The sequence below is a fragment of the Ensifer sp. 38_S197 genome (assembly GCF_056924495.1).
On the sequence record NZ_JBXOVZ010000002.1, the window covers coordinates 2835479 to 2857060 of the forward strand.

The 21582-nt window shown below is 63.3% G+C and carries 23 protein-coding genes; 16 read left to right on the top strand and 7 right to left on the bottom strand.

From position 1 onward, the window contains the following. The 3 genes from AC1Z3V_RS26800 to AC1Z3V_RS26810 form a co-directional block, all read right to left on the bottom strand. On the bottom strand, positions 1–1257 hold the full coding sequence (locus tag AC1Z3V_RS26800; protein WP_483502712.1) for a vWA domain-containing protein: 1257 nt from the start codon (positions 1255–1257) through the stop codon (positions 1–3). Between the two features lies 1 nt (position 1258). Beyond that, entirely contained in the window at positions 1259–2188 is a 930-nt protein-coding gene (locus tag AC1Z3V_RS26805; RefSeq protein ID WP_483502714.1) for an AAA family ATPase, read from the bottom strand. A gap of 127 nt (positions 2189–2315) precedes the next feature. Continuing rightward, complete coding sequence (locus AC1Z3V_RS26810; RefSeq protein ID WP_429815951.1) at positions 2316–2765, bottom strand: flavin reductase family protein; 450 nt, start codon at positions 2763–2765, stop codon at positions 2316–2318. A gap of 330 nt (positions 2766–3095) precedes the next feature. Between AC1Z3V_RS26810 and AC1Z3V_RS26815 the strand changes: the two genes are divergently transcribed. The 7 genes from AC1Z3V_RS26815 to AC1Z3V_RS26845 all read left to right on the top strand — a co-directional run bounded on the left by AC1Z3V_RS26815 (position 3096) and on the right by AC1Z3V_RS26845 (position 9162). Beyond that, positions 3096–4184 (top strand): branched-chain amino acid ABC transporter substrate-binding protein, encoded by a 1089-nt coding sequence (locus tag AC1Z3V_RS26815; RefSeq protein WP_483502716.1) that lies wholly within the window; start codon positions 3096–3098, stop codon positions 4182–4184. After that, on the top strand, positions 4181–5188 hold the full coding sequence (locus AC1Z3V_RS26820; protein WP_483502718.1) for a P1 family peptidase: 1008 nt from the start codon (positions 4181–4183) through the stop codon (positions 5186–5188). The genes AC1Z3V_RS26815 and AC1Z3V_RS26820 overlap by 4 nt, the downstream gene beginning before the upstream one ends. Positions 5189–5263: 75 nt before the next feature. Then, positions 5264–5941 (top strand): ribulose-phosphate 3-epimerase, encoded by a 678-nt coding sequence (rpe, locus tag AC1Z3V_RS26825; RefSeq protein ID WP_483502720.1) that lies wholly within the window; start codon positions 5264–5266, stop codon positions 5939–5941. Further along, on the top strand, positions 5938–6681 hold the full coding sequence (locus AC1Z3V_RS26830; protein WP_483502721.1) for a DUF2259 domain-containing protein: 744 nt from the start codon (positions 5938–5940) through the stop codon (positions 6679–6681). The genes rpe and AC1Z3V_RS26830 overlap by 4 nt, the downstream gene beginning before the upstream one ends. Further along, the gene (locus AC1Z3V_RS26835) at positions 6678–7235 is read left to right on the top strand and encodes a hypothetical protein (RefSeq protein WP_483502723.1); all 558 of its coding nucleotides are present in this window, start codon (positions 6678–6680) and stop codon (positions 7233–7235) included. Before AC1Z3V_RS26830 ends, AC1Z3V_RS26835 begins: the two co-directional genes overlap by 4 nt. Before the next feature lie 62 nt (positions 7236–7297). Beyond that, positions 7298–8599, top strand: a complete 1302-nt coding sequence (gene purB, locus AC1Z3V_RS26840; protein ID WP_483502725.1) for an adenylosuccinate lyase — start codon at positions 7298–7300, stop codon at positions 8597–8599. A gap of 257 nt (positions 8600–8856) precedes the next feature. After that, complete coding sequence (locus AC1Z3V_RS26845; RefSeq protein WP_429815452.1) at positions 8857–9162, top strand: PilZ domain-containing protein; 306 nt, start codon at positions 8857–8859, stop codon at positions 9160–9162. Between the two features lie 106 nt (positions 9163–9268). On the opposite strand, the gene AC1Z3V_RS26850 is transcribed toward AC1Z3V_RS26845, so the two are convergent. Next, positions 9269–10084, bottom strand: a complete 816-nt coding sequence (locus AC1Z3V_RS26850; RefSeq protein ID WP_429815453.1) for a DUF2189 domain-containing protein — start codon at positions 10082–10084, stop codon at positions 9269–9271. 259 nt (positions 10085–10343) lie between these two features. Here AC1Z3V_RS26850 and AC1Z3V_RS26855 point away from each other — a divergent pair, with 259 nt between their 5' ends. Together AC1Z3V_RS26855 and AC1Z3V_RS26860 are read left to right on the top strand one after the other, a co-directional pair. Further along, a complete protein-coding gene (locus AC1Z3V_RS26855) occupies positions 10344–10898 on the top strand; it encodes an RBBP9/YdeN family alpha/beta hydrolase (protein ID WP_483502726.1) in 555 nt (184 codons plus the stop codon). 204 nt (positions 10899–11102) lie between these two features. Continuing rightward, positions 11103–13637 carry an EAL domain-containing protein gene (locus tag AC1Z3V_RS26860; protein ID WP_483502728.1) on the top strand — a complete coding sequence of 845 codons (2535 nt, stop codon included), beginning with the start codon at positions 11103–11105 and terminating at the stop codon, positions 13635–13637. A 43-nt stretch (positions 13638–13680) separates the two neighbouring features. On the opposite strand, the gene AC1Z3V_RS26865 is transcribed toward AC1Z3V_RS26860, so the two are convergent. Further along, a complete protein-coding gene (locus AC1Z3V_RS26865) occupies positions 13681–13995 on the bottom strand; it encodes a DUF1476 domain-containing protein (protein ID WP_429815461.1) in 315 nt (104 codons plus the stop codon). A 230-nt stretch (positions 13996–14225) separates the two neighbouring features. Between AC1Z3V_RS26865 and purC the strand changes: the two genes are divergently transcribed. The 4 genes from purC to AC1Z3V_RS26885 all read left to right on the top strand — a co-directional run bounded on the left by purC (position 14226) and on the right by AC1Z3V_RS26885 (position 16555). Then, positions 14226–14990, top strand: coding sequence for a phosphoribosylaminoimidazolesuccinocarboxamide synthase (gene purC, locus AC1Z3V_RS26870; protein WP_173516607.1), 765 nt, complete (start codon positions 14226–14228; stop codon positions 14988–14990). 17 nt (positions 14991–15007) lie between these two features. Next, positions 15008–15250, top strand: coding sequence for a phosphoribosylformylglycinamidine synthase subunit PurS (gene purS / locus AC1Z3V_RS26875; RefSeq protein WP_034794427.1), 243 nt, complete (start codon positions 15008–15010; stop codon positions 15248–15250). A 170-nt stretch (positions 15251–15420) separates the two neighbouring features. Then, on the top strand, positions 15421–16092 hold the full coding sequence (gene purQ, locus AC1Z3V_RS26880) for a phosphoribosylformylglycinamidine synthase subunit PurQ (protein WP_173516609.1): 672 nt from the start codon (positions 15421–15423) through the stop codon (positions 16090–16092). Between the two features lie 55 nt (positions 16093–16147). After that, on the top strand, positions 16148–16555 hold the full coding sequence (locus AC1Z3V_RS26885; RefSeq protein ID WP_429815466.1) for a hypothetical protein: 408 nt from the start codon (positions 16148–16150) through the stop codon (positions 16553–16555). A 147-nt stretch (positions 16556–16702) separates the two neighbouring features. Here AC1Z3V_RS26885 and AC1Z3V_RS26890 read toward each other — a convergent pair whose 3' ends face one another. Next, on the bottom strand, positions 16703–16957 hold the full coding sequence (locus AC1Z3V_RS26890) for a DUF1127 domain-containing protein (protein ID WP_483502729.1): 255 nt from the start codon (positions 16955–16957) through the stop codon (positions 16703–16705). 82 nt (positions 16958–17039) lie between these two features. Here AC1Z3V_RS26890 and AC1Z3V_RS26895 point away from each other — a divergent pair, with 82 nt between their 5' ends. Further along, entirely contained in the window at positions 17040–18458 is a 1419-nt protein-coding gene (locus AC1Z3V_RS26895; protein ID WP_483502731.1) for an aminotransferase-like domain-containing protein, read from the top strand. Between the two features lie 155 nt (positions 18459–18613). After that, positions 18614–19132, top strand: coding sequence for an acyloxyacyl hydrolase (locus AC1Z3V_RS26900; RefSeq protein WP_483502733.1), 519 nt, complete (start codon positions 18614–18616; stop codon positions 19130–19132). Positions 19133–19177: 45 nt separating this feature from the next. Here the strand turns inward: AC1Z3V_RS26900 and AC1Z3V_RS26905 are convergent, their stop codons facing one another. Continuing rightward, complete coding sequence (locus AC1Z3V_RS26905; RefSeq protein ID WP_483502734.1) at positions 19178–19345, bottom strand: hypothetical protein; 168 nt, start codon at positions 19343–19345, stop codon at positions 19178–19180. On the opposite strand from AC1Z3V_RS26905, the gene purL reads away from it, so the two are divergent. Beyond that, positions 19332–21563 (top strand): phosphoribosylformylglycinamidine synthase subunit PurL, encoded by a 2232-nt coding sequence (gene purL / locus AC1Z3V_RS26910; protein WP_483502735.1) that lies wholly within the window; start codon positions 19332–19334, stop codon positions 21561–21563. The two genes, AC1Z3V_RS26905 and purL, sit on opposite strands and share 14 nt — an antisense overlap. Positions 21564–21582 lie beyond the last annotated feature (19 nt).

The window sequence follows — 21582 nt, forward strand, 5'->3', positions numbered from 1 at the left end:
TCACCGTGATCTAAGGAACCGCCGCGGGTCTGCCTGCCGGGAGCTTCGCCCGGAAAGCGCCTTCACCAGTTCCCCAATCGATTCAAGATTGTGCACCGCCCGGAATTCGTCAACATGCGGCAGCATCGCTCTGACGCCGCGGGCACGGGCCTCGAAGCCGTCAAAACGCAGCAGCGGATTGAGCCAGATCAGCCGCCGGCAGGACCGGTGCAGCCGGTCGATTTCGACTTCAAGATCGCCGACGTCGTCACGCTCGAGGCCGTCGGTGATCATCAGCACGATGGCGCCTTGCCCAAGCACGCGCCGCGACCAGCGTCTGTTGAACTCATGCAGCGTTTCGCCGATGCGCGTGCCGCCGGACCAGTCCCTGACTGCGGCAACGCAGTCGTCGATCGCGGCATCGGGATCGCGATTGCGCAACTGGCGGGTGACGTTCGTCAGCCGTGTGCCGAACAGGAAGGTGTGCACCCGCCGCCGCTCCTCGGTCAGCGCGTGCAGGAAATGCAGAAAGATGCGGGTGTACTGGCTCATCGAGCCGGAGATGTCCGCGAGCACGACGAGCGGCGGGTGCACGACACGCCTCTCCCGGAAGCGCGGCAAGATCAGTTCCCCGCCAAAACGCATGGCGTCGCGCATGGTGGTGCGCGGGTCGATGCGGATCTGCCGCGTCGACGGACGAAAACGGCGCGTGACGACCCTGTCCATCGGCAGGGTCAGCGCGGCAAGCGCGCGCTTCGCCTCGGCGAGCTCGGCGGCGCTCATCTGGGCGAAATCGGCCCTCCGCAACAGTTCGCGGCCCGAAACCGTGAAGCGCGCGTCGATATCGATTTCGGGCTCGTCACGCGGTGGCCGATCCACCTCGTGCCCGGAAAGCAGCGCATCGCTGACGCGGGTCTCACCGGCCCGCCGTTGTTGCCTCTCGCTCTCACGCTCCGGCGCCAGCGGCGACATCATCGCGATCATCTTCTCGACGAGGCCACGTGAGCGCCAGAACAGCCGAAAAGCTTCGTCGAACACCGGCTGGTCCTCGTGGCGCTTCACGAAGACACATTGCAGCGCGGCGTAGAAGGCGTCCCGGTCGCCAATGCCGATCAGCGCCACCGCATCGATGGCATCGGCAATCGCGCCGGGTCCGATCTTGATGCCGGCGCGACGCAGCGCCCGCGCAAAGAAGACGATGTTGTCGGCGAGCCGCCCGTCGCCTTCCCCCATCGGCGGGAGAATGGCGCCATCCCTGTCTTGCTCCCGCTCTTCCATGTCAGCCCGCCGCCAGCAATTCCGCCTTGACTTCGGCGAGCAGCTTGCGCCCTTCGGCCCCCTCTATCCTGGCGATGTCGTCCTGGTACTTGAGCAACGTTCCGAGCGTGTCGGCGATCGTCTCCGGATCCAGCGCCAGCCGGTCGAGCTCCGTCAGCGCCGTTGCCCAATCGATGGTTTCGGCGACGCCCGGGTTCTTGAAAAGATCGATCGTGCGCAGCCGTTGCACATAGGCGATGACTTCCCGCGAGAGTGTCGCGTTACAGCCGGGAACCTTGCGGCGGATGATTTCCAGCTCCTGCGCTGCCTTGGGGTAATCGACCCAATGATAGAGGCAGCGCCGCTTGAGCGCGTCATGGATTTCGCGCGTGCGGTTGGTCGTGATGATGACAACAGGCGGTTCGTCCGCCCGGATCGTGCCGAGTTCCGGTATCGTGACCTGGAAATCGGACAAAACTTCCAGCAAGAAGGCCTCGAAGGCTTCATCTGTCCGGTCGAGCTCGTCGATGAGGAAGACAGGTGCGCGGCCCGCATTGGAGGAAATTGCCTGGAGAACCGGGCGGCGGATCAGGAAGCGTTCGGAAAAGATATCGCTTTCGACGCGCTTGCGGTCGACCTTGCCGGCTGCTTCCGACAGGCGGATCTCCAGCATCTGTGCCGGATAATTCCATTCGTAGACGGCCGAGGCGACGTCGAGGCCCTCGTAGCATTGCAGCCGGATCAGCGGCCGATCGAGCGCCTTTGCCAGAACCTTGGCGATCTCGGTCTTGCCGACGCCGGCCTCGCCCTCGAGAAACAGCGGACGCTTCATCCTGAGCGCGAGAAACAGCACGGTCGCAAGCGCCGTGCCGGCGAGATAGTCGTGCGCCTCCAGAAGCGTCATCGTCTCTTCGATGGACTGCGGCAGGCCTGTTGTCGCCTGTGTCGCCATGTCTCCTCCACGACGGCTCGAATCGATCGATCGATGTTGGCGAGCGAATGAATTCGCCCGGCAAACTCAAAGACTTACGGCGATCTTCTCATGTCTCGATGGGGCACGAAATCTCGCCACGTAAAACTTATAGCGAGTGGTATCCGCGGTCCACATAAATGAGCGGCGGCCGCGGCGGCCCGATCGCGACATCGACGACCTCGCCGAAGAGTACCAGATGCGTGGCGATCGTCTTCACTTCGATGAGCCGGCAATCGAACGAAGCGATCGCGTTGGCGAGGATCGGAGAGCCTGTCGTCAGCTTGGTCCACCGCCCAAGGGCAAAGCGCAGTTCCATGTCGAGCTGGTCACGGCCGGAAAAGGCGTGTGCCACGGCGCGATGCTCGTCGCCAAGCAGATTGAGCGCGAAACTGTCGCTGCGCGTGAAGATCTCGTTGCGCGGGTTGGCGCCGTTCAGGCAGGCAAGAACCGTCGGCGGACTGTCGGACACGGAGCAGGATGCGGTGACGGTGACACCGCGCCGCTCGGCGCCGTCGGCCACGGTAATGATCTGCACGTGACCGGCCAGGCGACTCATCGCGTCGCGGAAACTGATGGGGTCCAGCCTGGTCTTGTCCAACACTTCTTTCTCCGAGCGAAGTCAGCCACATACATAGACAGTACCGGGAAATATGAAACCCGCTGCAAGGAGAATCTTGCAGATCTGCGACATGGTTGCGACGCGGATAGTGCCATCCGTATCCGAAGTCACATCTTTTCCTTTGACGCGGCAGGGCACATCCTTAAAACATGCGGCCACTACCGTGCCGCGCGCCCGTGGTAACCGGCACGGATAAGGCAATATTTGGGCTCGCCGTGGGTTCAGGATCCCTCCCGATCCGGCAAAATGCGGCAGCGGAGAAAGTGAATGCTTCGATCGATCGTCGCCAGCCTTGTCGTGGCCGGACTGGTACAGGCCGCACCTGCCGCGGCAGCCGGTATCAAGGTCGCGGTCGTAGCGCCGGTTGAAGGTCCGTTTGCGCTTCTCGGCAAGCAGATCATCGATGGTGCCGCGTTCCAGGCCGGTGATCGCGGCAGTGAGATCGTCGTCATTCCCGAGACCTGCGAGACAGCCGGCAACGAAGCGCTGACGAAGGCGCTGCTTGCGGCCGGCGCCGAAGCGGCGATTGGGTTCCTCTGCACCGAAAGCCTGGACGCCACGCTTCCGGCACTCGCCGAAGCAGGCCTTCCCGCCATCACTCTCAGCGTGCGTTCCGACATCCTGATGGAAGATGCGCTGAAGAAGAAATGGCCGCTCTTCCGCCTTGCGCCGAGCGGTAACGCCGAGGCTTCGAGCATCGTCGACGCCATCGTTCAACGTTGGAAGGGCAAGCCGATCGCATTGATCGACGACGGCACGATCCACAGCAGGGAACTGGTCGAGAGCGTCCGTTCCGCGCTCGGCGACATAGGGCTGACCCCGGTCTTCGCCGACACCTATCGGCCCGCTCAGGAGCAGCAGATCAGCCTGGTACGGCGACTGGTGAAGAGCGGCGCGACACATGTCTTTACCGGTGGCGATAGACAGGACACGGCGGTGATCGCGCGCGATGCGCAGGGCGAAGGCGCGAACCTCACTCTGCTCGGCGGCGACGCGCTGAACGCCGCCGATCTTACGGTGCCGCTCGCCGATGGCGTGCTTGCGGTAACCCTGCCGGACGCATCGCAGTCGCCGGAGGGCAAGCCGGTCGCGGATGGGCTCCGCGCCGCCGGAACCGAGCCGGATGGCTACGTCTTGCCGGCCTTTGCCGCCGTCTCCCTGCTTGAGCAGGCCAAGGACCAGGCGGAGAAGGACGACAAGCCCCTGCTCGACGCATTCGCCAAGGGACCCTACCCGACCGTGCTCGGCCCCATCGCCTTCAACGCGCAGCACGAGCGCGCCGAAAATCCCTATCACCTGATGCAGTGGCAAGGCGGCCGCTTCGCGCCGGCGCCCGCTGAAGGAACCGCCCAATGATGCGTACCGGACCGCTGAACCTGATTACCGACGTCGCGGGCCTGACGGTCGGCAATGCCGAGGATCACCGGCTGAAATCCGGCGTCACCGCCATCGTCTGCGACCCGCCGGCGACGGCTGCGGTTCAGGTGCTGGGCGGTGCGCCGGGAACGCGCGAGACCGATCTGCTCGACCCGCACAATACGGTGCAGACGGTCGACGCCCTCGTGCTCTCGGGTGGTTCGGCCTTTGGCCTCGACGCCGCGTCCGGGGCCCAGGCAGCGCTCAGAGAAATGGGCCGTGGCTTTGCCGTCGGTCCGCACCGGATACCGATCGTGCCGACCGCCATCCTGTTCGACCTGATCAATGGCGGCGACAAGGATTGGGGACGCTACCCGCCCTATCGCGAGCTCGGCTTCGAGGCGGTTCGTCGCGCCGGCCCCACGTTCGCAACCGGGACCGCGGGTGCTGGAACCGGCGCCCTGACCGCCACCTTCAAGGGCGGTCTCGGCTCGGCGTCAACCGTTCTGCCAAACGGAATCACCATCGGGGCGCTCGTCGCCGTCAACGCACTCGGCTCGGCAACCGTTGGTGACGGCAGGCACTTCTGGTCCGCGCCCTTCGAGATGGACGGCGAATTCGGTGCGCTCGGCCTGCCGCATCCCCTGCCCGCCGACGCCGCCGACATCCGCATCAAGTTCCGCGACCGACAGTCCGCGGCGGCGAATACGACCATCGCCGTGATCGCGACGGATGCCGTGCTCACCAAGGCCGAAGCGAAGCGCCTGGCAATTGCCGCCCATGACGGCTTTTCCCGGGGCCTCTGGCCGGCGCACACGCCGCTCGACGGCGATCTGATCTTCGCGCTTGCCACCGGCGCCAGCGGCAAGACCCCGACGCTTGAGGATTTCATCGACCTCGGCGCGATAGCGGCGTCGACCATGGCACGCGCCATCGCCCGTGGCGTGCACGATGCGACGCCGGCGGAAAACGACCTCATGCGTTCCTGGTCGCAAGGCGCCTGACGCGGCTTTGATCGCCGACATGTTGTTTGCGCGGCCCGCCGGTGCTATTGCGCGGAAAACACGCTGGAGTGCGCCATGACCCATCCTATCCGCATTGCCCCGTCGATCCTGGCGGCCGATTTCTCCAAGCTCGGACAGGAAGTCCGCGACGTCGTCGATGCCGGCGCCGACTGGATCCACCTCGACGTCATGGACGGTCATTTCGTGCCGAACATCACCTTCGGGCCCGATGTGATCAAGTCGCTGCGCCGCTACACCGACGCGACCTTCGATTGCCACTTGATGATTTCGCCTGCGGACCCGTTCCTCGAAGCCTTCGCCAAGGCGGGCTGCGATATCCTGACCGTGCATGCCGAAGCGGGCCCGCATCTTCATCGCTCGCTGCAGACCGTCCGCTCGCTCGGCAAGAAGGCCGGTGTCTCGCTCAACCCGGCAACGCCGGAAAGCGCGATCGAATACGTGCTCGATCAGGTCGATCTCATCCTCGTCATGACCGTCAACCCAGGCTTTGGCGGACAGAAGTTCATCGACGCCGCGGCTGAGAAGATCCGCCGCATCAAGGCGATGATCGGCGACCGTCCGATCGAGATCGAAGTCGATGGCGGCATTGCGCCTGATACGGCGGCCATTGCCACCGGCGCCGGCGCCAACGTCCTCGTCGCCGGTTCGGCGATCTTCAAGGGCGGCTCCGTCGACGCCTATCGCACGGCGATCGAGGCGATCCGCACGCCGGCAGAGAAGGCCTATCGATGAAGACACGCGCGGCAGTATCCGGCGTGCTTTTCGCGGGCGCTGCGGCAGTCGCAGCGCCGGCTTTAGCGGGCGATTATGCCGCGCTCCAGCTGATCGGCTTTTCGGCCGACGGCAATGTCTTCGCCTTCGAAGAGTACGGTGTTCAGGACGGCTCCGGCTTTCCCTATTCGACCATCTATGTGATCGACACGCGCAACGACAGCTTCTTGCCGGGTGCGCCGGTGCGTGCCGTCGGCCGCGAGGATGGCAGTCCGCTCTCCAAGGCGCGTCACGAGGCCCGCCGCCGCGCGGCACCCTTGATCGACGCCTATCGGCTGGCCGACGCACCCGGATTGCTTGCTGCCTTCAATCCGATCACCGAGGCGAACGCCAAGCCGCTGGCACTGACTTACGATTCCTTTGCGGCCGACGAAGGGTTCCGCGAGACCTATTCGGTGGCGCTCGAAGAGAAGACCTTCGAGCCGGAAGGCATCTGCAAGGACTTCCTCAAGGAGGTCAAAGGTTTTCGCCTGTCGATGACGATGAAGGCGGGCACGCCGGCGACCGACGTCCTGCAGGACGATAGCCGCATACCGGAGAGCCGCCGTTGCCCGACCGGCTATCAGGTCGGCGGCGCCGTCACCCACAGGAATGACGACGGCTCCGAGACCCATGTCGTCATGGTTCTCGTCAAGTCGCTCGGCTTCGAAGGCACGACCGATGGGCGCTGGATCGCGATCCCCACCCGGATCGCGAAATGAACGACGCGGCCGCCGGCGTCGAGGCAAAAGCAGATCTGGTGCCGCGAGGCGCCCTGCAGCGAGGCCGGCTCGCGCAATCCCTTCCGACAATGCGGGAGCTTGTCATCGGTGCGCCGCTCTGGGGCGCCGCCATGGTGCTTGCGGCCTGGTTCGGCCTCTGGCTGCGCGAGCGTGCCCTCACGTTTCATCTGTCCGAGCTGCTACTGATCTTCGGCTCCGGGGCGCTTCTGGCCTGGGCGCCATCGCTGTTGCTGGCCCGATTGGCAGCCCTGGGGCGCCGGCCCGAAACACGTTTTGCGGCCTACCTCTTCTTCCTGTCGGTCGGCACCGTCGCGATGACGGCAATGCTCTATGCCCTCGACTACCGGCAGTTCTACGCCCAATGGCATGCGCCTGCCGGCAGCAGGATCTGGTTTTTCCAGTTCGCCTTCACCTCGCTCATCGCTTTCTACCAGTTTCTGGTGCTGGGGCTTCGCCTCTATCTGCCCCTCGGCGGTGCTATACTCGTCGGCGTCAGCCTGTGGCTGGCAAAAGGCCGGCGCCAATGGCGTTGAGCTTCACGGCTATCTTTGCTAGAGGCACGGCCAACCTCCACTGATGACGAAAGCTAAAGCCCATGATCCCGCGCTACTCCCGTCCGGAAATGGTGGCCATCTGGTCGCCGGAAACCAAGTTCCGCATCTGGTTCGAGATCGAGGCCCATGCCTGCGATGCACTTGCCGAAATCGGCGTGATCCCGAAGGATGCAGCCCGCACGATCTGGGAAAAGGGCGGCGCCGCCACCTTCGACGTGGCGCGCATCGATGAGATCGAGGCCGTCACCAAGCATGACGTCATCGCCTTCCTGACGCACCTTGCCGAATTCGTCGGCCCGGACAGCCGCTTCATCCACCAGGGCATGACGTCGTCCGACGTGCTTGACACCTGCTTCAACGTGCAGCTCGTCCGCGCGACGGATCTGTTGCTTGCCGATCTCGACAAGTTGCTCGAAGCGCTGAAGCGTCGCGCCTTCGAACACAAGGACACGGTGACGATCGGCCGCTCGCACGGCATCCATGCCGAGCCGACCACCTTCGGCGTCAAGCTGGCGCTTGCCTATGCCGAGTTCGATCGCTGCAAGCAGCGCCTGCTGGCCGCGCGCGAGGAAGTCGCCACCTGTGCGATCTCCGGCGCCGTCGGCACCTTCGCCAACATCGACCCGCGCGTGGAAGAACACGTCGCCAAGGCGCTCGGCCTGAAGCCGGAACCGGTTTCGACCCAGGTCATCCCGCGCGACCGTCATGCCATGTACTTCGCGACCCTTGGCGTCGTCGCCTCGTCGATCGAGCGCCTGGCAACGGAAATCCGTCACCTGCAGCGCACCGAGGTCCTCGAAGCCGAAGAGTATTTCTCGCCGGGCCAGAAGGGTTCGTCGGCAATGCCGCACAAGCGTAACCCGGTCCTGACCGAGAACCTCACCGGTCTTGCCCGCATGGTCCGCGCCTTCTCGGTACCCGCCATGGAAAACGTCGCCCTCTGGCACGAGCGCGACATCTCGCACTCCTCCGTCGAGCGCATGATCGGACCGGACGCGACGGTGACGCTCGACTTCGCGCTTGCTCGCCTGACCGGCGTGATCGACAAGCTGCTCGTCTACCCCGAGAACATGATCAAGAACATGAACAAGTTCCGTGGTCTCGTCCATTCGCAGCGGGTGCTGCTGGCGCTGACTCAGGCCGGTGTTTCGCGTGAGGATGCCTACCGCCTCGTGCAGCGCAACGCCATGAAGGTTTGGGAACAGGGCAAGGACTTCCTCGAAGAACTGCTGGCCGATACGGAAGTCCGTGCGGCGCTCTCCGAGGAGGATATCCGCGAGAAGTTCGATCTTGGCTACCACACCAAGCACGTCGACACGATTTTCAAGCGCGTCTTCGGCTGAGCCTGACAGCTCCCGGGTCACGCGCCCGCGTTGCATCTGATGAATATGCCCGCATTTGGCGCAGATCGCTCAAATGCGGGCATTTCTTTTAGCGCGACGTTCAGTGATCGTGTGTGACGATCTCCTGCATGTCTTCGCCCCAAATCGATCTCGATTTGGGGCGAAGACATGCAGAAAATCAAAGTGCTACAGCGACCTTTGCGCGTCTGATAAGACGCGCGGCGCTGTAGGCCTGTCAAACCGGCTTCGAGGATCACATGGCCTACAAGGACGGCACCGAGCGTACGGGTATACGCACACAGACGAAGATCACCGGCATGGTTACCTGCAAGACCGGGTCCAGCAACGGCGTCGTCAAGGACCTTTCGGACGAAGGCATCTGCTTCCAGCTCTATTTCGACATCGGCGCCAAAACCGGGCAGGAAGTGACGATCCGGAGCGAAGAACTGGGCTTCCTGACCGGCATGGTGCGCTGGTACCGCGGCGACAAGATCGGCATCAAGCTCAACCTGTCGTCCAACACGGCGGCCCAGATATCCTCCTACTACAAGCACTTTCGCTAGACCGGAGACCGGTCGACGCCAACGCCGTCAAGCGCCGCAAGTCAATTGACCTGCGGCGCTTTTCGCTTTGAGAGGTTGCGTCGGCCTTCGCCGGGCGGCGCCGGGCCTATCGTGTACGGGCGCGCGGACCGGGTTCCACCATCTTGCGATAGAGGTGCCATGTGGCATGGCCGAAGATCGGCATGATGACGGCGAGGCCGACGAAGATCGGGATGGATCCGATCACCAGGCCTGCCGCGATGATGAAGCCCCAGAGGGCAACGGGTACCGGATTGACCAGGGTAGCGCGGATCGATGTCTCGACTGCCGCGACGGCTCCGACGTCACGATCGATCAGCAACGGGAAGGATACGACCGTCGTCGACAGCACGATGACGGCGAAGACGAAGCCGACGGCATTGCCGACGAGGATCAGGTTCCAACCCGGCTCGGTACCGATGATGCCATTCCAGAAGGCGACGATCGAAGCCGGCGGTTCGGCTCCGAAGATTTGTACGTAGAGCGCCTGGGCTACCAGCAGCCAAACGATGAAGATTACGAAGAGCATGGCAGCGACGGCCATGATCGATGGTAAGGCCGGGGAGCGATGCAAGCGAAGCGCATGCGGCCATGAATAGTCCATGCCGAGTTCACGCCGTCGGCTGATTTCGTAAAGGCCGATCGCCGCGACGGGGCCTATGAGGGCAAAGCCCGACACCAGCGGATAAAGCAGCGGTAACATGTTCGCGCCCGCGCTCCAGGTGATCAGCACCGCGCCGGCAATCGGGTAAATCAGGCAAAGGAAGACGTAATGCGACGGCTTCTCGCGAAAATCTTCGAATCCGAGACGCAAGGCATCGAACACATCCGAGACGCCAATTTTCTTTATCCCGGGGTGGGCGACACTCGCGTCCGGCCCCGACAGAACATGGAATGTTGTCATGGCTCACACTCCTCAACGAACCAGAGCGGCCACGGAACAGCGATGCGACGGAACAAAGTCGCACCAACCGCGACCGTCATGCCGATTATACAGAAAATGAAGGCGCTGTCGCCTGCCGCATGTTTCGTCGGATCGTCGCCGATTTCGGGACCAAGCATGCAGCATTTCGAAATCTTGCTGCGGCCATAGCGCCTCTCAAAAGGCACGCGACGTTGCGGGCCTTGACTTCGGTCGCTTTCAGCGCCACATCGCGGCCACCATGAAAGTATCCGACGCCCATATCCTCATCGTCCCTGGCTACACCAACTCCGGACCGGAGCACTGGCAGACTCGCTGGGAGCGCAAGATGTCCACCGCGCGCCGCGTCGAGCAGGCGGAGTGGGCAAAGCCCGTGCGCGAAGATTGGGTGGCGCGTATGATCGAAGAGGTCAACGCCGCCGAGAAGCCGGTCGTCATCGTCGCCCATTCGCTTGGCGTCGCAACTGCTGTGCACGCCCTGCCCCATATCAACAAGCCGATCGCCGGCGCCTTCCTCGTCGCACCTCCGGATGTGGCCAATCCGACGATCCGCCCGAAACATCTGATGACGTTCGGCCCCTATCCGCGTGATCCCTTGCCGTTCCCGTCGCTGATGGTCGCGAGCCGCAACGATCCTTTTGGCTCCTACGATCACGCCGACGATATTGCCAATGCCTGGGGTTCGCTGCTCGTCGACGCTGGCGAATCCGGCCATATCAACACCGAGTCCGGGCATGGCCCGTGGCCGGAGGGGACGATGGTGTTTGCCCAGTTCCTGAGCCGCCTGAAGCCTTGATTCTTCAGGCGAACTGGTTGACGGCCCTTAATCCTGCAACTTCCCATTAATCCGACGTTCATTGTCCGCAGTCATCATCGGTCGGCATGGCAGCGCGACTCGTCCTCAAAGGAGCGTCGAGCGTTGTCGAATCTTGATTTGCAGCCTGATTTCCGGGCCTCACCGCCTTGGAATTTGCGGCCGCAAAGGCTGGATATGGGATAAGTGGCCGTCAACGAAGGTCTCACCAAAGGTGCGCGTGGTGCGCCGGCGAATTTGGATGTCCTCACGCAGGCCGCCCTGGAGCGCTTGCCAGCCGGGGCAATCATTGCCAATGAGCTGGGGCGGATCGTAACGACCAACGCGCGCGCCGGCGAACTGCTGCTAAGGACGCCGGCTTCGCTGCGGAAAGCCCTCCTCGGAGATCTCGTGCTGGATGAAGACCGGCCCCTGTTGCCGGGCCGGGATGTGTTGCCGCCGGCGGCCACCTCGTCCATGACGCTCCGCTTCAAAAGCCCCTCCGGCCCGCTGCCGATGCTCGTCTCCTGGTCGCCCGTGCTTTTCGGCGAACAGGACGCCTTTCTCCTGCTGATGCTCCCGGTCCATGATCTCGTCGACGAAATCGCCGGCCTGCGCAATGACGAGACCCGCTGGAAATATGCGCTCGACAGCGCGCTTGAAGGCGTATGGGACCACGACTTCGAAACCGGGAACCTGTTTTACTCCAACACCTGGAAGCGGATTCGTGGCCTGCCTGACGAGGCCGAGGTCGACGGAACCCTTGAGACCTGGATCCAGAACGTTCACCCCGACGACCGCGCGCATGTGCGGGCCGCAATCGAGCGGCAGGATTCCGGCGAGGCGGTATACAATACTTTCGAGTACCGCGAGCGCCACGCGGACGGGCATTGGGTCTGGATCGAGAGCCGCGGTGCGTCCGTTGCCTATTGGCCGGACGGCAGGCCCAGCCGCATCATCGGCACCGACACGGACATTACCGCCCGCAAGGAGGCGGAGGCGCGGCTCGAAGAGGTCTCGCGCCGTCTGAGGCTCGCGCTCGACGTCTCGAAGATCGGCGTGTTCGACTTCAACCTCGACGCTGAGCGCGATGACTGGGACGAGCGCATGTTCGAGATCTACGGCCTCGATCCAGGCGACGGGCCGCCGAGCTCCGAGGCCTGGGAAAACATGCTGCATCCCGATGACCGCGACAAGGTCATCGCTCGGACGATCGAAGGTATCGCCTCCGGCAAGCGCTACAGCAATGCCTTTCGGATCGTGCGGCCGGACGGCTCGATCCGGCATATCCGCTCCAATGCCGCGACCTATGTCGATCATCTCGGAACGCGGAAGCTCATCGGGGCGAACTGGGATGTCACCGAAGACATCGCCTTGCAGGAGGAGTTGCGCCAGGCTCAGGCCTCCGCCGAGGCACGCAACCGCGAGCTCGAGCAGGCACGGACAAGGATCGAATACAACGCCCTGCACGATTACCTGACGGATTTGCCCAACCGGCGCTACCTCGATCAGATGCTGGCGGAGAACGTCGCGGTCAATGCCATCCTGCATATCGATCTCGATCGTTTCAAGCAGATCAACGACACGCTCGGGCATCAGGCCGGCGATGCCATGCTGACCCACGCGGCCGCCATCCTGCGTGCGCATGCGCGCCACGACGATTTCATTGCCCGCATCGGCGGCGACGAGTTCGTCATTCTGTGCCGCCGCGGCCGTAATCTGCCGCAGCTCTCCGAGCTTGCCGAGCGCATCGTGCACGCCTTCCGTCGCCCCATCCGCTATGAGGGGCAGCTCTGCCGCCTCGGCGCCAGCATCGGCATTGCCTGGAAAGGGCACGACGATTTCGATGCGAAGCAGTTGTTGATGAATGCCGATATCGCACTCTACCGGGCAAAGAGCCTCGGCCGCGACCGTGTCGAAGTCTTCTCCGAGCAGATCCAGACACAGATCCTGACAGCCAAGCGGATCGGCGACGACATCCGCCTGGCGATCGAGGAAGGGCAGTTCACGGTTTACTACCAGCCACAGTTCGATGCGAATTCGCTGGAGATCACCGGCGTCGAGGCGCTGGTGCGGTGGAACCATCCCGAACGCGGCGTGCTCACGCCCTTCCATTTCCTGAAGGTCGCGGAGGAGATCAATGTCCTGCCGGCCATCGACCGCAAGGTCGTGGAACTTGCCTATGCCGACTTTCAGTCCTGGCGGCAGTCCGGCTTCGCCGTTCCCAAGATTTCGGTCAACATGTCGTCGCCGCGCCTGCGCGATCCCGGTCTGATCGCCGACCTGCGGGATCTGCGGATTCCACCTGGCGTGCTCTCGTTCGAATTGCTCGAATCCATTTTCCTCGACGATCCGGAGGATGAAATCGCCGAGACGATCTCGGCCCTCGGCGCTCTTGGTATCGAGGTGGAGATCGACGACTTCGGCACCGGACACGCCTCGATCATCGGCTTGCTCAATCTCAACCCGGCGCGGCTCAAGATCGACCGGGCGCTGGTCGGACCGATCACGGAGAGTGCGAAACAGGCAAAGCTCGTCCGCGCAATTATCGACATTGGCCACTCGCTCAACATCGAGGTCGTCGGCGAAGGCGTCGAGACCTGGGAGCATGCAGCGATGCTGCGCGATCTCGGCTGCGATGTGCTGCAGGGTTATGCGCTGGCCCGACCGATGGATCGTCTGGAGCTTGAGCGGCGCCTGCGGCGCGGATGGAAGCCGGTCTTCGGCAAAGCCGACAAGTAACCCAGCCGCACGGCCGTGCGGTCGCCGCGGGCGCGCTTGTCTATCAGCTGTTCTGTATCTGTTGGATCGCTTCGGCGAGAAGCTCAAGCATCCGCTTGCGGATTTGCTCTTCCGTTTGGGCAACGCCCGCGGCGTCAAAATCCGCCTTGAGCTTGCGGATGATCTTTTCGTGACCGGCACGCTCGAAGTCGGCGGTCACCACTTCCGTCGCATAGGCTTCGGCATCGGGCTTGCCGAGCAGGCCGGCAGCCCAGAGACCAAGCAGTCTGTTGCCACGCGCCTCGGCTTTGAACTTCAGTTCTTCGTCCAGCGCAAACTTCGCTTCGAAGGCTTTTTCGCGATCCTGCATAGTGGTCATCAAATGATCTCCCTGAGAATTCGGTGCCTTAGATAGTTATCGCCATAACCAAAATGGAGGTCAAACTGAATTGCGTCCTTTTCGGGTTTCGCGACTTTCATGCTACCCTCTGCAAATCAGGGGGACGGAAAGATACGCCGATTGTGAATTCCGTTCTTTTCAGCTATGGAGCCCGGGAGATATTCCACGAGCGCGACCCAAGAGCGCCAACAACCACAGAGACAGAATCCATGAATCGTCGCCGCCGTATCTACGAGGGCAAGGCCAAGATCCTCTATGAGGGTCCGGAGCCGGGCACGCTCATCCAGTTCTTCAAGGACGACGCGACCGCCTTCAACAAGAAAAAGCATGACGTCATCGACGGCAAGGGCGTGCTGAACAACCGTATTTCCGAGTACATCTTCACGCATCTCAACAAGATCGGCATTCCGACGCACTTCATCCGCCGGCTCAACATGCGCGAGCAGTTGATCAAGGAAGTCGAGATCATCCCGCTCGAGATCGTCGTGCGCAACGTCGCCGCCGGTTCGCTGGCCAAGCGCCTCGGCATCGAGGAAGGCACCGTTCTGCCCCGCTCGATCATCGAGTTCTACTACAAGGCCGACGCGCTCGATGACCCGATGGTCTCCGAAGAGCACATCACCGCCTTCGGCTGGGCAAGCCCCCAGGAACTCGACGACATCATGGCGCTCGCCATCCGCATCAACGATTTCCTTTCGGGCCTGTTCCTGGGCGTCGGCATCCAGCTCGTCGATTTCAAGATCGAATGCGGCCGCTTGTTCGAGGGCGACATGATGCGCATCGTGCTTGCCGACGAGATCTCGCCGGATAGCTGCCGGCTTTGGGACATCGAGACTCGCGAGAAGCTCGACAAGGACCGCTTCCGCCGCGACCTCGGCGGCCTCGTCGAGGCCTACCAGGAAGTCGCCCGCCGTCTCGGCATCATGAACGAGAACGAACCCGTGCGCGGCACCGGTCCGGTTCTGGTGAAATAACTTCGGGGAAAATCAAAGTGATCAAGGCACGTGTAACCGTGACGCTGAAAAACGGCGTTCTCGATCCGCAGGGCAAGGCAATCGAAGGCGCTCTCGGCGCTCTCGGCTTCGACGGCATCGGCCAGGTTCGCCAGGGCAAGGTCTTCGATCTGCAGATCGAATCCGCAGACAAGGCCAAGGCCGAGGAAGACCTCAAGGCCATGTGCGAAAAGCTGCTCGCCAACACGGTGATCGAGAACTACAGCATCTCGTTCGCCTGATCGATCAGGCATCGAAATCGTTCCGCGCTTTCAGGCGCGGAACCAGACGTTAAGCACCGCCGGAGCAGCACGAGCGCCTCAGGGAGCGCTGCTGTTTTCGTCGGAGAAGGTGCCTGGCTCTCTGGGGCGCGGCATCAAGATGACATCTCGCCGCTAACGGAGACAGAGATATGAAGTCAGCCGTCGTCCAGCTTCCGGGCCTCAATCGCGACCGCGATATGATCGCGGCCCTCACCAAGATTTCCGGCAAGGCACCGGTCACCGTCTGGCAGACGGAAACCGACATTCCGGACGTCGACCTGATCGTCATTCCCGGCGGCTTCTCCTATGGCGACTATCTGCGCTGTGGCGCGATCGCGGCGCGCATGCCGGTCATGCAGGCGATCAAGGCCAAGGCGGAAAAGGGCGTCAAGGTTCTCGGCGTCTGCAACGGCTTCCAGATCCTCGTCGAAGCCGGCCTCCTGCCCGGCGCACTGATGCGCAATGCCTCGCTCAAGTTCGTCTGCCGCGAGATCAAGCTCGAAGTGGTCAATGCCGAGACCGATTTCACCCGCGCCTATTCGAAGGGCCAGATCATCCGCTCGCCGGTCGCCCACCATGACGGCAACTATTTTGCCGATGCCGAGACGCTGAAGACGATCGAAGGCAACGGCCAGGTGGTGTTCCGCTATGCCGAAGGCACCAACCCGAATGGCTCGATGAACGATATCGCCGGCGTGATGAATGCCGGAGGCAACGTGCTCGGCATGATGCCGCATCCGGAAAACCTGATCGAAGCCGCACACGGTGGCTCCGACGGCCGCGGTCTCTTCGCATCGGCGCTCGAAGTAATCGCCGCTTAACCATCCGGCTGATAGAAGGCATCCGACCCATCCCCTAATGCGAGCGAGACCGTCGATGCCTTCATTCTTCCCTGGACGCCTGACCAGCCTCGCCTGCGCGACGTTTGGCCTGACGCTACTCGCATCTTGCCAATCGCCAAAGCCGCCGGCGCCAAGCCCGAACACGGCTGCGCTGCCGACGATGGAGCGCGTGGCGCTTGGCGCCAATAGCTGCTGGTTCAAATCGGGCGATTCCGAGTTCAAGTCCTATCGCCTGGCGCCGGAGCTAAATTCCTTCTCCGGCCGTCCCCGCGTTCTGATCGTGCCGCGCAAGTCGCCGGAAGCCCGGCCGCTCGCCGTCATCCAGGCCGAGGGCAACCCGGCGCGCCTGCAGGCCTTCGGGCCGTTGATGAGCGAACCGGTCGGTACGCGCATGGCCACCGATATCAAGCGCTGGGCCGCCGGCGGACAGGGCTGCAAGTAGCTCCAAGCCGAATTGTCGAATCGATCCCGGGGCCGGCCGTCCTCAGTGGGCGCCGGCCCTTGGCGTATCGCCGAGCCGTGGTTCCGATCCGATAGGGGGAGCGCGCGTCGTTGTCGCAAAACCGCTTCGCAGGTTCGCGCGACATTCTCAGCGCCAGAACGGCACGATCGACTGCTGGCGCGCATCCTTCGCGGAAACGCCGATATCTCTAAGTTGCCAGTCGCTCATTTCCCCGAGCGCCAGACGGCCGCGCCGCTTCGCCGCCAACGCGCAATAAAGACCCCAAAGCCGCTTCAACACGCTCTCGCGCTGTTCCGGATAGTCGCCGCCCAGCAATGCGCTGCTGCACTCGACGGACTTCGCACCCGGGCGGGACAAACAAATTGTATCTATTGTACTCATTGATAACCCCAATGTAGCGATTGCTATCGTTGCATTGGTGATAATTGACATATTTCGCGCTGTAATCTAAAGAATTGTCACTATGACAAATTGGCTTCCGGACATTCAGCAGGGTCACGGTCCGCTCTATGCGCGGATTGCCGACCAGATCGAACACGCAATCGGCAGTGGCGCCCTCCCCGTCGGCGCCAAGTTGCCCCCCCAGCGCAACCTCGCCTACGATATCGGCGTGACAATCGGTACGATTGGGCGCGCCTACAACATCGTGCGCGAACGCGGACTGGTGAGCGGCGAAGTCGGACGCGGCACCTATGTGCTTGATCATCCCGAGAGCCGCCCGCCGGAACAGGCGGATCCGCTGACGACTTCGCTTGCCGGCACCAGACCGCTCGTCGCACCTGCCGGCAAATTGCGATTTGACAGCACGGCGGCACCCGATATCGGCCAAGGCGCGGTCTTGAGCGAGGTGCTCGGCGAGATCAGCAATGACCACCATGCGGACATCGCAAGCTACGCACGCAACTTCCCGGACCATTGGTTCGAGGCGGGTTGCCTGTGGCTGGCGCGCGGCGGCTTCCGCCCGAAGCCGGAAAACATCGTGCCGACGCTCGGTGCCCATGCGGCCGTCGTGGCCGTCATCACTGCGGTCACGGCACCCGGCGACCGCATTGCCTTCGAGACGCTCACCTATTCGCAGGTGAGCCGCAGCGCCGGCCTGGTCGGCCGCCGCACGACGCTGGTCGAATCCGACGAGTTCGGCATGATCCCCGAGGATTTCGAGCGCGTCTGCGCGCAGCAGCATCCGAAGCTCGCCTTCCTGATGCCGAGCGCCCAGAACCCGACCGTCGCCGTCATGCCGCTTGCCCGCCGCCAGGCGATTGCCGACATCGCCCGCAAATACGGTGTCTGGCTTGTGGAGGATGATCTCTATGGCGCGATGACCGGTGACCAGACGCCGCTCTTGGCCGAGCTTGCGCCGGAACGCACCTTTCTGGTCGGCGGTCTTTCGAAGTCGGTGGCTGCCGGTGTTCGCGGCGGCTGGGTCGCCTGCCCTCCGCATTTCAGTCAGCGTATCCGCATTGCGCACAAGATGGTGAGTGGCGGCCTGCCGTTCATCCTGGCTGAGCTTTGCGCCCGGCTCGTGCTTTCCGGTTCGGCCGCAATCCTGCGGAGCAAGGGCATCGAAGAGGTGCGCGCCCGCGAGGCGATGGCCCGCGAAATCTTCGAGGGCATCGAGTTCACCTCGCACCCCTGCATTCCGTTCCTCTGGATGAAGTTGCCCGATCCGTGGCTCTCCGGCACCTTCAAGCAGGCGGCACTGCAGGAAGGCGTGCTCGTCGATGACGAGGACGAGTTCAAAGCCGGACGCACCGACCGCGTTTTCCACCGCATTCGCATCGGCTTTTCATCACCGCCGGACCGGGTCCAGGTGAGAGTGGGTTTTCAGACGCTGAAGCGGCTGCTCGACAGCGGGCGCGCGGGTTACGACAGTTTCGAGTGACTATAGAAATCCACGGGGTGACTTTCGGGCAAGGTTGAGCAACATACTACTTTAGCAGTTTTGCGCACATGATTCGCTTGTAAGGATTCCGCATGCCGCTACCGTTCAGCCCCGCCTCGTCGCCTCGCATTGCATATCTTCTTCTCGCTACGACCATGTTGACCTTCGCCGCTCCGGCCTTTGCCGCGGACGGCGTTTTCGACGAAATGCGTTTCGGCGTCACAACGTCGATCGCCGCCGGCGACAAGCAGGAGGACGGAGTGTTTCCGTCGTTCACCGTGTATTTCGATCCGCTCGACGTCGATGGGGCGACCGACTTCGGCGATAAGCTGCTGCGGCCTCGCATCCACGCGGGCGCAGCGGTTGCGACCTCGTCCAACGGTGTCAATCAGGCCTATGCCGGTTTGAGCTGGACCTTCGACATGACGAAGCGCCTCTTCGTCGAGTTCGGCGCCGGCGGCACGGTTCATGACGGCGACCTCGATAATCCGAATGGTTCCGGGCCCCAGCTCGGCTGCCGCTTCCTCTTCCGCGAATACGCCGCCGCCGGCGTCCGTCTCGATGAGCACTGGAACGTCTCGGCGACCGTGGAACATGCTTCGCATGCCAATCTGTGCGACGGTCCGAACAATGGCCTGACACGCGCCGGCCTCGCGCTCGGCTACAAGTTCTGACGCTGGCTGCCGCACGAGCCTTCTGGAAAGCTCTCTCTACGGGCGTCAGCCGCTGTTGATCGCCCGTATTTTTCTGTCGCGCCGCGCCGCAGCATAGGCTAAAGAAGCCGCAAAGCGCCCCCTGTTTCTGTTGCGGTTCGCACGCGCCATATTCCTCGTAAGTGGATTGCGCGCCGCCCGAAGGATTTGACGGTCGACGATGACGATTTCCAACACCCGCCCCATCACCCCGGACCTCATCGTATCGCACGGGCTGAAGCCCGACGAATACGAGCGCATCCTGAGCCTGATCGGGCGCGAGCCGACCTTTACCGAACTCGGCATCTTCTCGGCGATGTGGAACGAACACTGCTCCTACAAGTCTTCGAAGAAGTGGCTGCGCACGCTGCCGACCAAGGGACCGCGCGTCATCCAAGGCCCGGGCGAAAACGCCGGCGTCGTCGACATCGATGACGGCGACTGCGTCGTCTTCAAGATGGAGAGCCACAACCACCCGTCCTATATCGAGCCCTACCAGGGTGCCGCGACCGGCGTCGGCGGCATCCTGCGCGACGTCTTCACCATGGGCGCGCGCCCGGTTGCGGCGATGAACGCGCTTCGCTTCGGCTCGCCGGATCACCCGAAAACCCGCCACCTGGTTTCGGGCGTCGTTGCCGGCGTCGGCGGTTACGGCAATTCCTTCGGCGTTCCGACCGTCGGCGGTGAAGTCGAGTTCGACGCCCGCTACAACGGCAACATCCTCGTCAACGCCTTCGCCGCCGGTCTCGCCAAGAGCGACGCGATCTTCTATTCCAAGGCCGAAGGCGTCGGGCTTCCGGTCGTCTATCTCGGCGCCAAGACCGGCCGTGATGGCGTCGGCGGCGCGACCATGGCGTCCGCCGAATTCGACGAGTTTATCGAAGAGAAACGCCCGACCGTTCAGGTCGGCGACCCCTTCACCGAAAAGTGCCTGCTCGAAGCCTGCCTCGAACTGATGCAGACCGGCGCCGTCATCGCCATCCAGGACATGGGCGCAGCCGGCCTCACCTGTTCCGCCGTCGAAATGGGTGCCAAGGGCGACCTCGGCATCGAGCTCGATCTCGACAAGGTGCCGGTGCGCGAAGAGCGCATGACCGCTTATGAAATGATGCTGTCGGAGAGCCAGGAGCGCATGCTCATGGTGCTGGAGCCCGCCAAGGAAGAGGTTGCCAAGGCGATCTTCGTCAAGTGGGGCCTCGATTTCGCGATCGTCGGCAAGACCACCGACGACCTGCGCTTCCGCATCCTGCACCAGGGCGAACAGGTCGCTGATCTGCCGATCAAGGAACTGGGCGACCAGGCCCCGGAATATGACCGCCCCTGGACCCCGGCGAAGACCCCCGCGCCGCTGGCAACCAACGACATTCCGGCTGCCGACGTCGCCGATGCGCTCGTCAAGCTCGTCGGTTCGGCCAACAACTCGTCGCGCCGCTGGGTCTACGAGCAGTACGACACGCTGATCCAGGGCAATTCGCTGCAGCTTCCCGGCGGTGACGCCGGCGTCGTCCGCGTCGAGGGCCACGCCTCCAAGGCGCTCGCCTTCTCGTCCGACGTGACGCCGCGTTATGTCGAAGCCGACCCTTACGAAGGCGGCAAGCAGGCCGTCGCCGAGTGCTGGCGCAACCTGACGGCAACCGGCGCGCTGCCGCTCGCCGCGACCGACAACCTCAACTTCGGCAACCCGGAGCGGCCGGAGATCATGAGCCAGTTCGTCCATGCCATCAAAGGCATCGGCGAAGCCTGCACGGCGCTCGATTTCCCGATCGTTTCCGGCAACGTCTCGCTCTACAACGAGACCAACGGCCAGGCGATCCTGCCGACTCCGACGATTGGTGGCGTTGGCCTGATCAAGGACTGGTCGAAGATGGCGCGCATCCGCTTTGCGGCGGAAGGCGAGACGATCCTGCTCGCCGGCGCGCCGGAAGGTCTCGGTTCCCATATCGCCCAGTCGGTCTACATGCGTGACGTTCATGGCCGCACCGAAGGTCCGGCGCCGCATGTCGATCTCGCCCACGAGCGCAAGGTTGGCGACTTCGTCCGCGGCCTGATCGTCGATGGTCTCGCAACCGCCGTGCACGACTGCTCGTCGGGTGGCCTGGCGCTCGCTGTCGCCGAAATGGCGATGGCCTCGGGCATCGGCGCTACGGTCGATACGGTTGCCGGCCACGACCCCATTGCCACCTTCTATGGCGAAGACCAGGGCCGCTATGTCGTGACGGTTGCTGCCGGCGCGCTCGACGCGGTTGTGGCACGGGCGAAGGCCGCCGGCGTCTCGCTCCCGGTCATTGGCAAGACCGGCGGCGATGCCGTCAAGCTCGGCGACGCCAGGGCGGTTTCGGTCACAGATCTGCGTGCCGCCCACGAAGCCTGGTTCCCGGAATTCATGCAGGGCGACCTCGCGCCGGAGAACTGAGACAGGAACAGCGCCATCA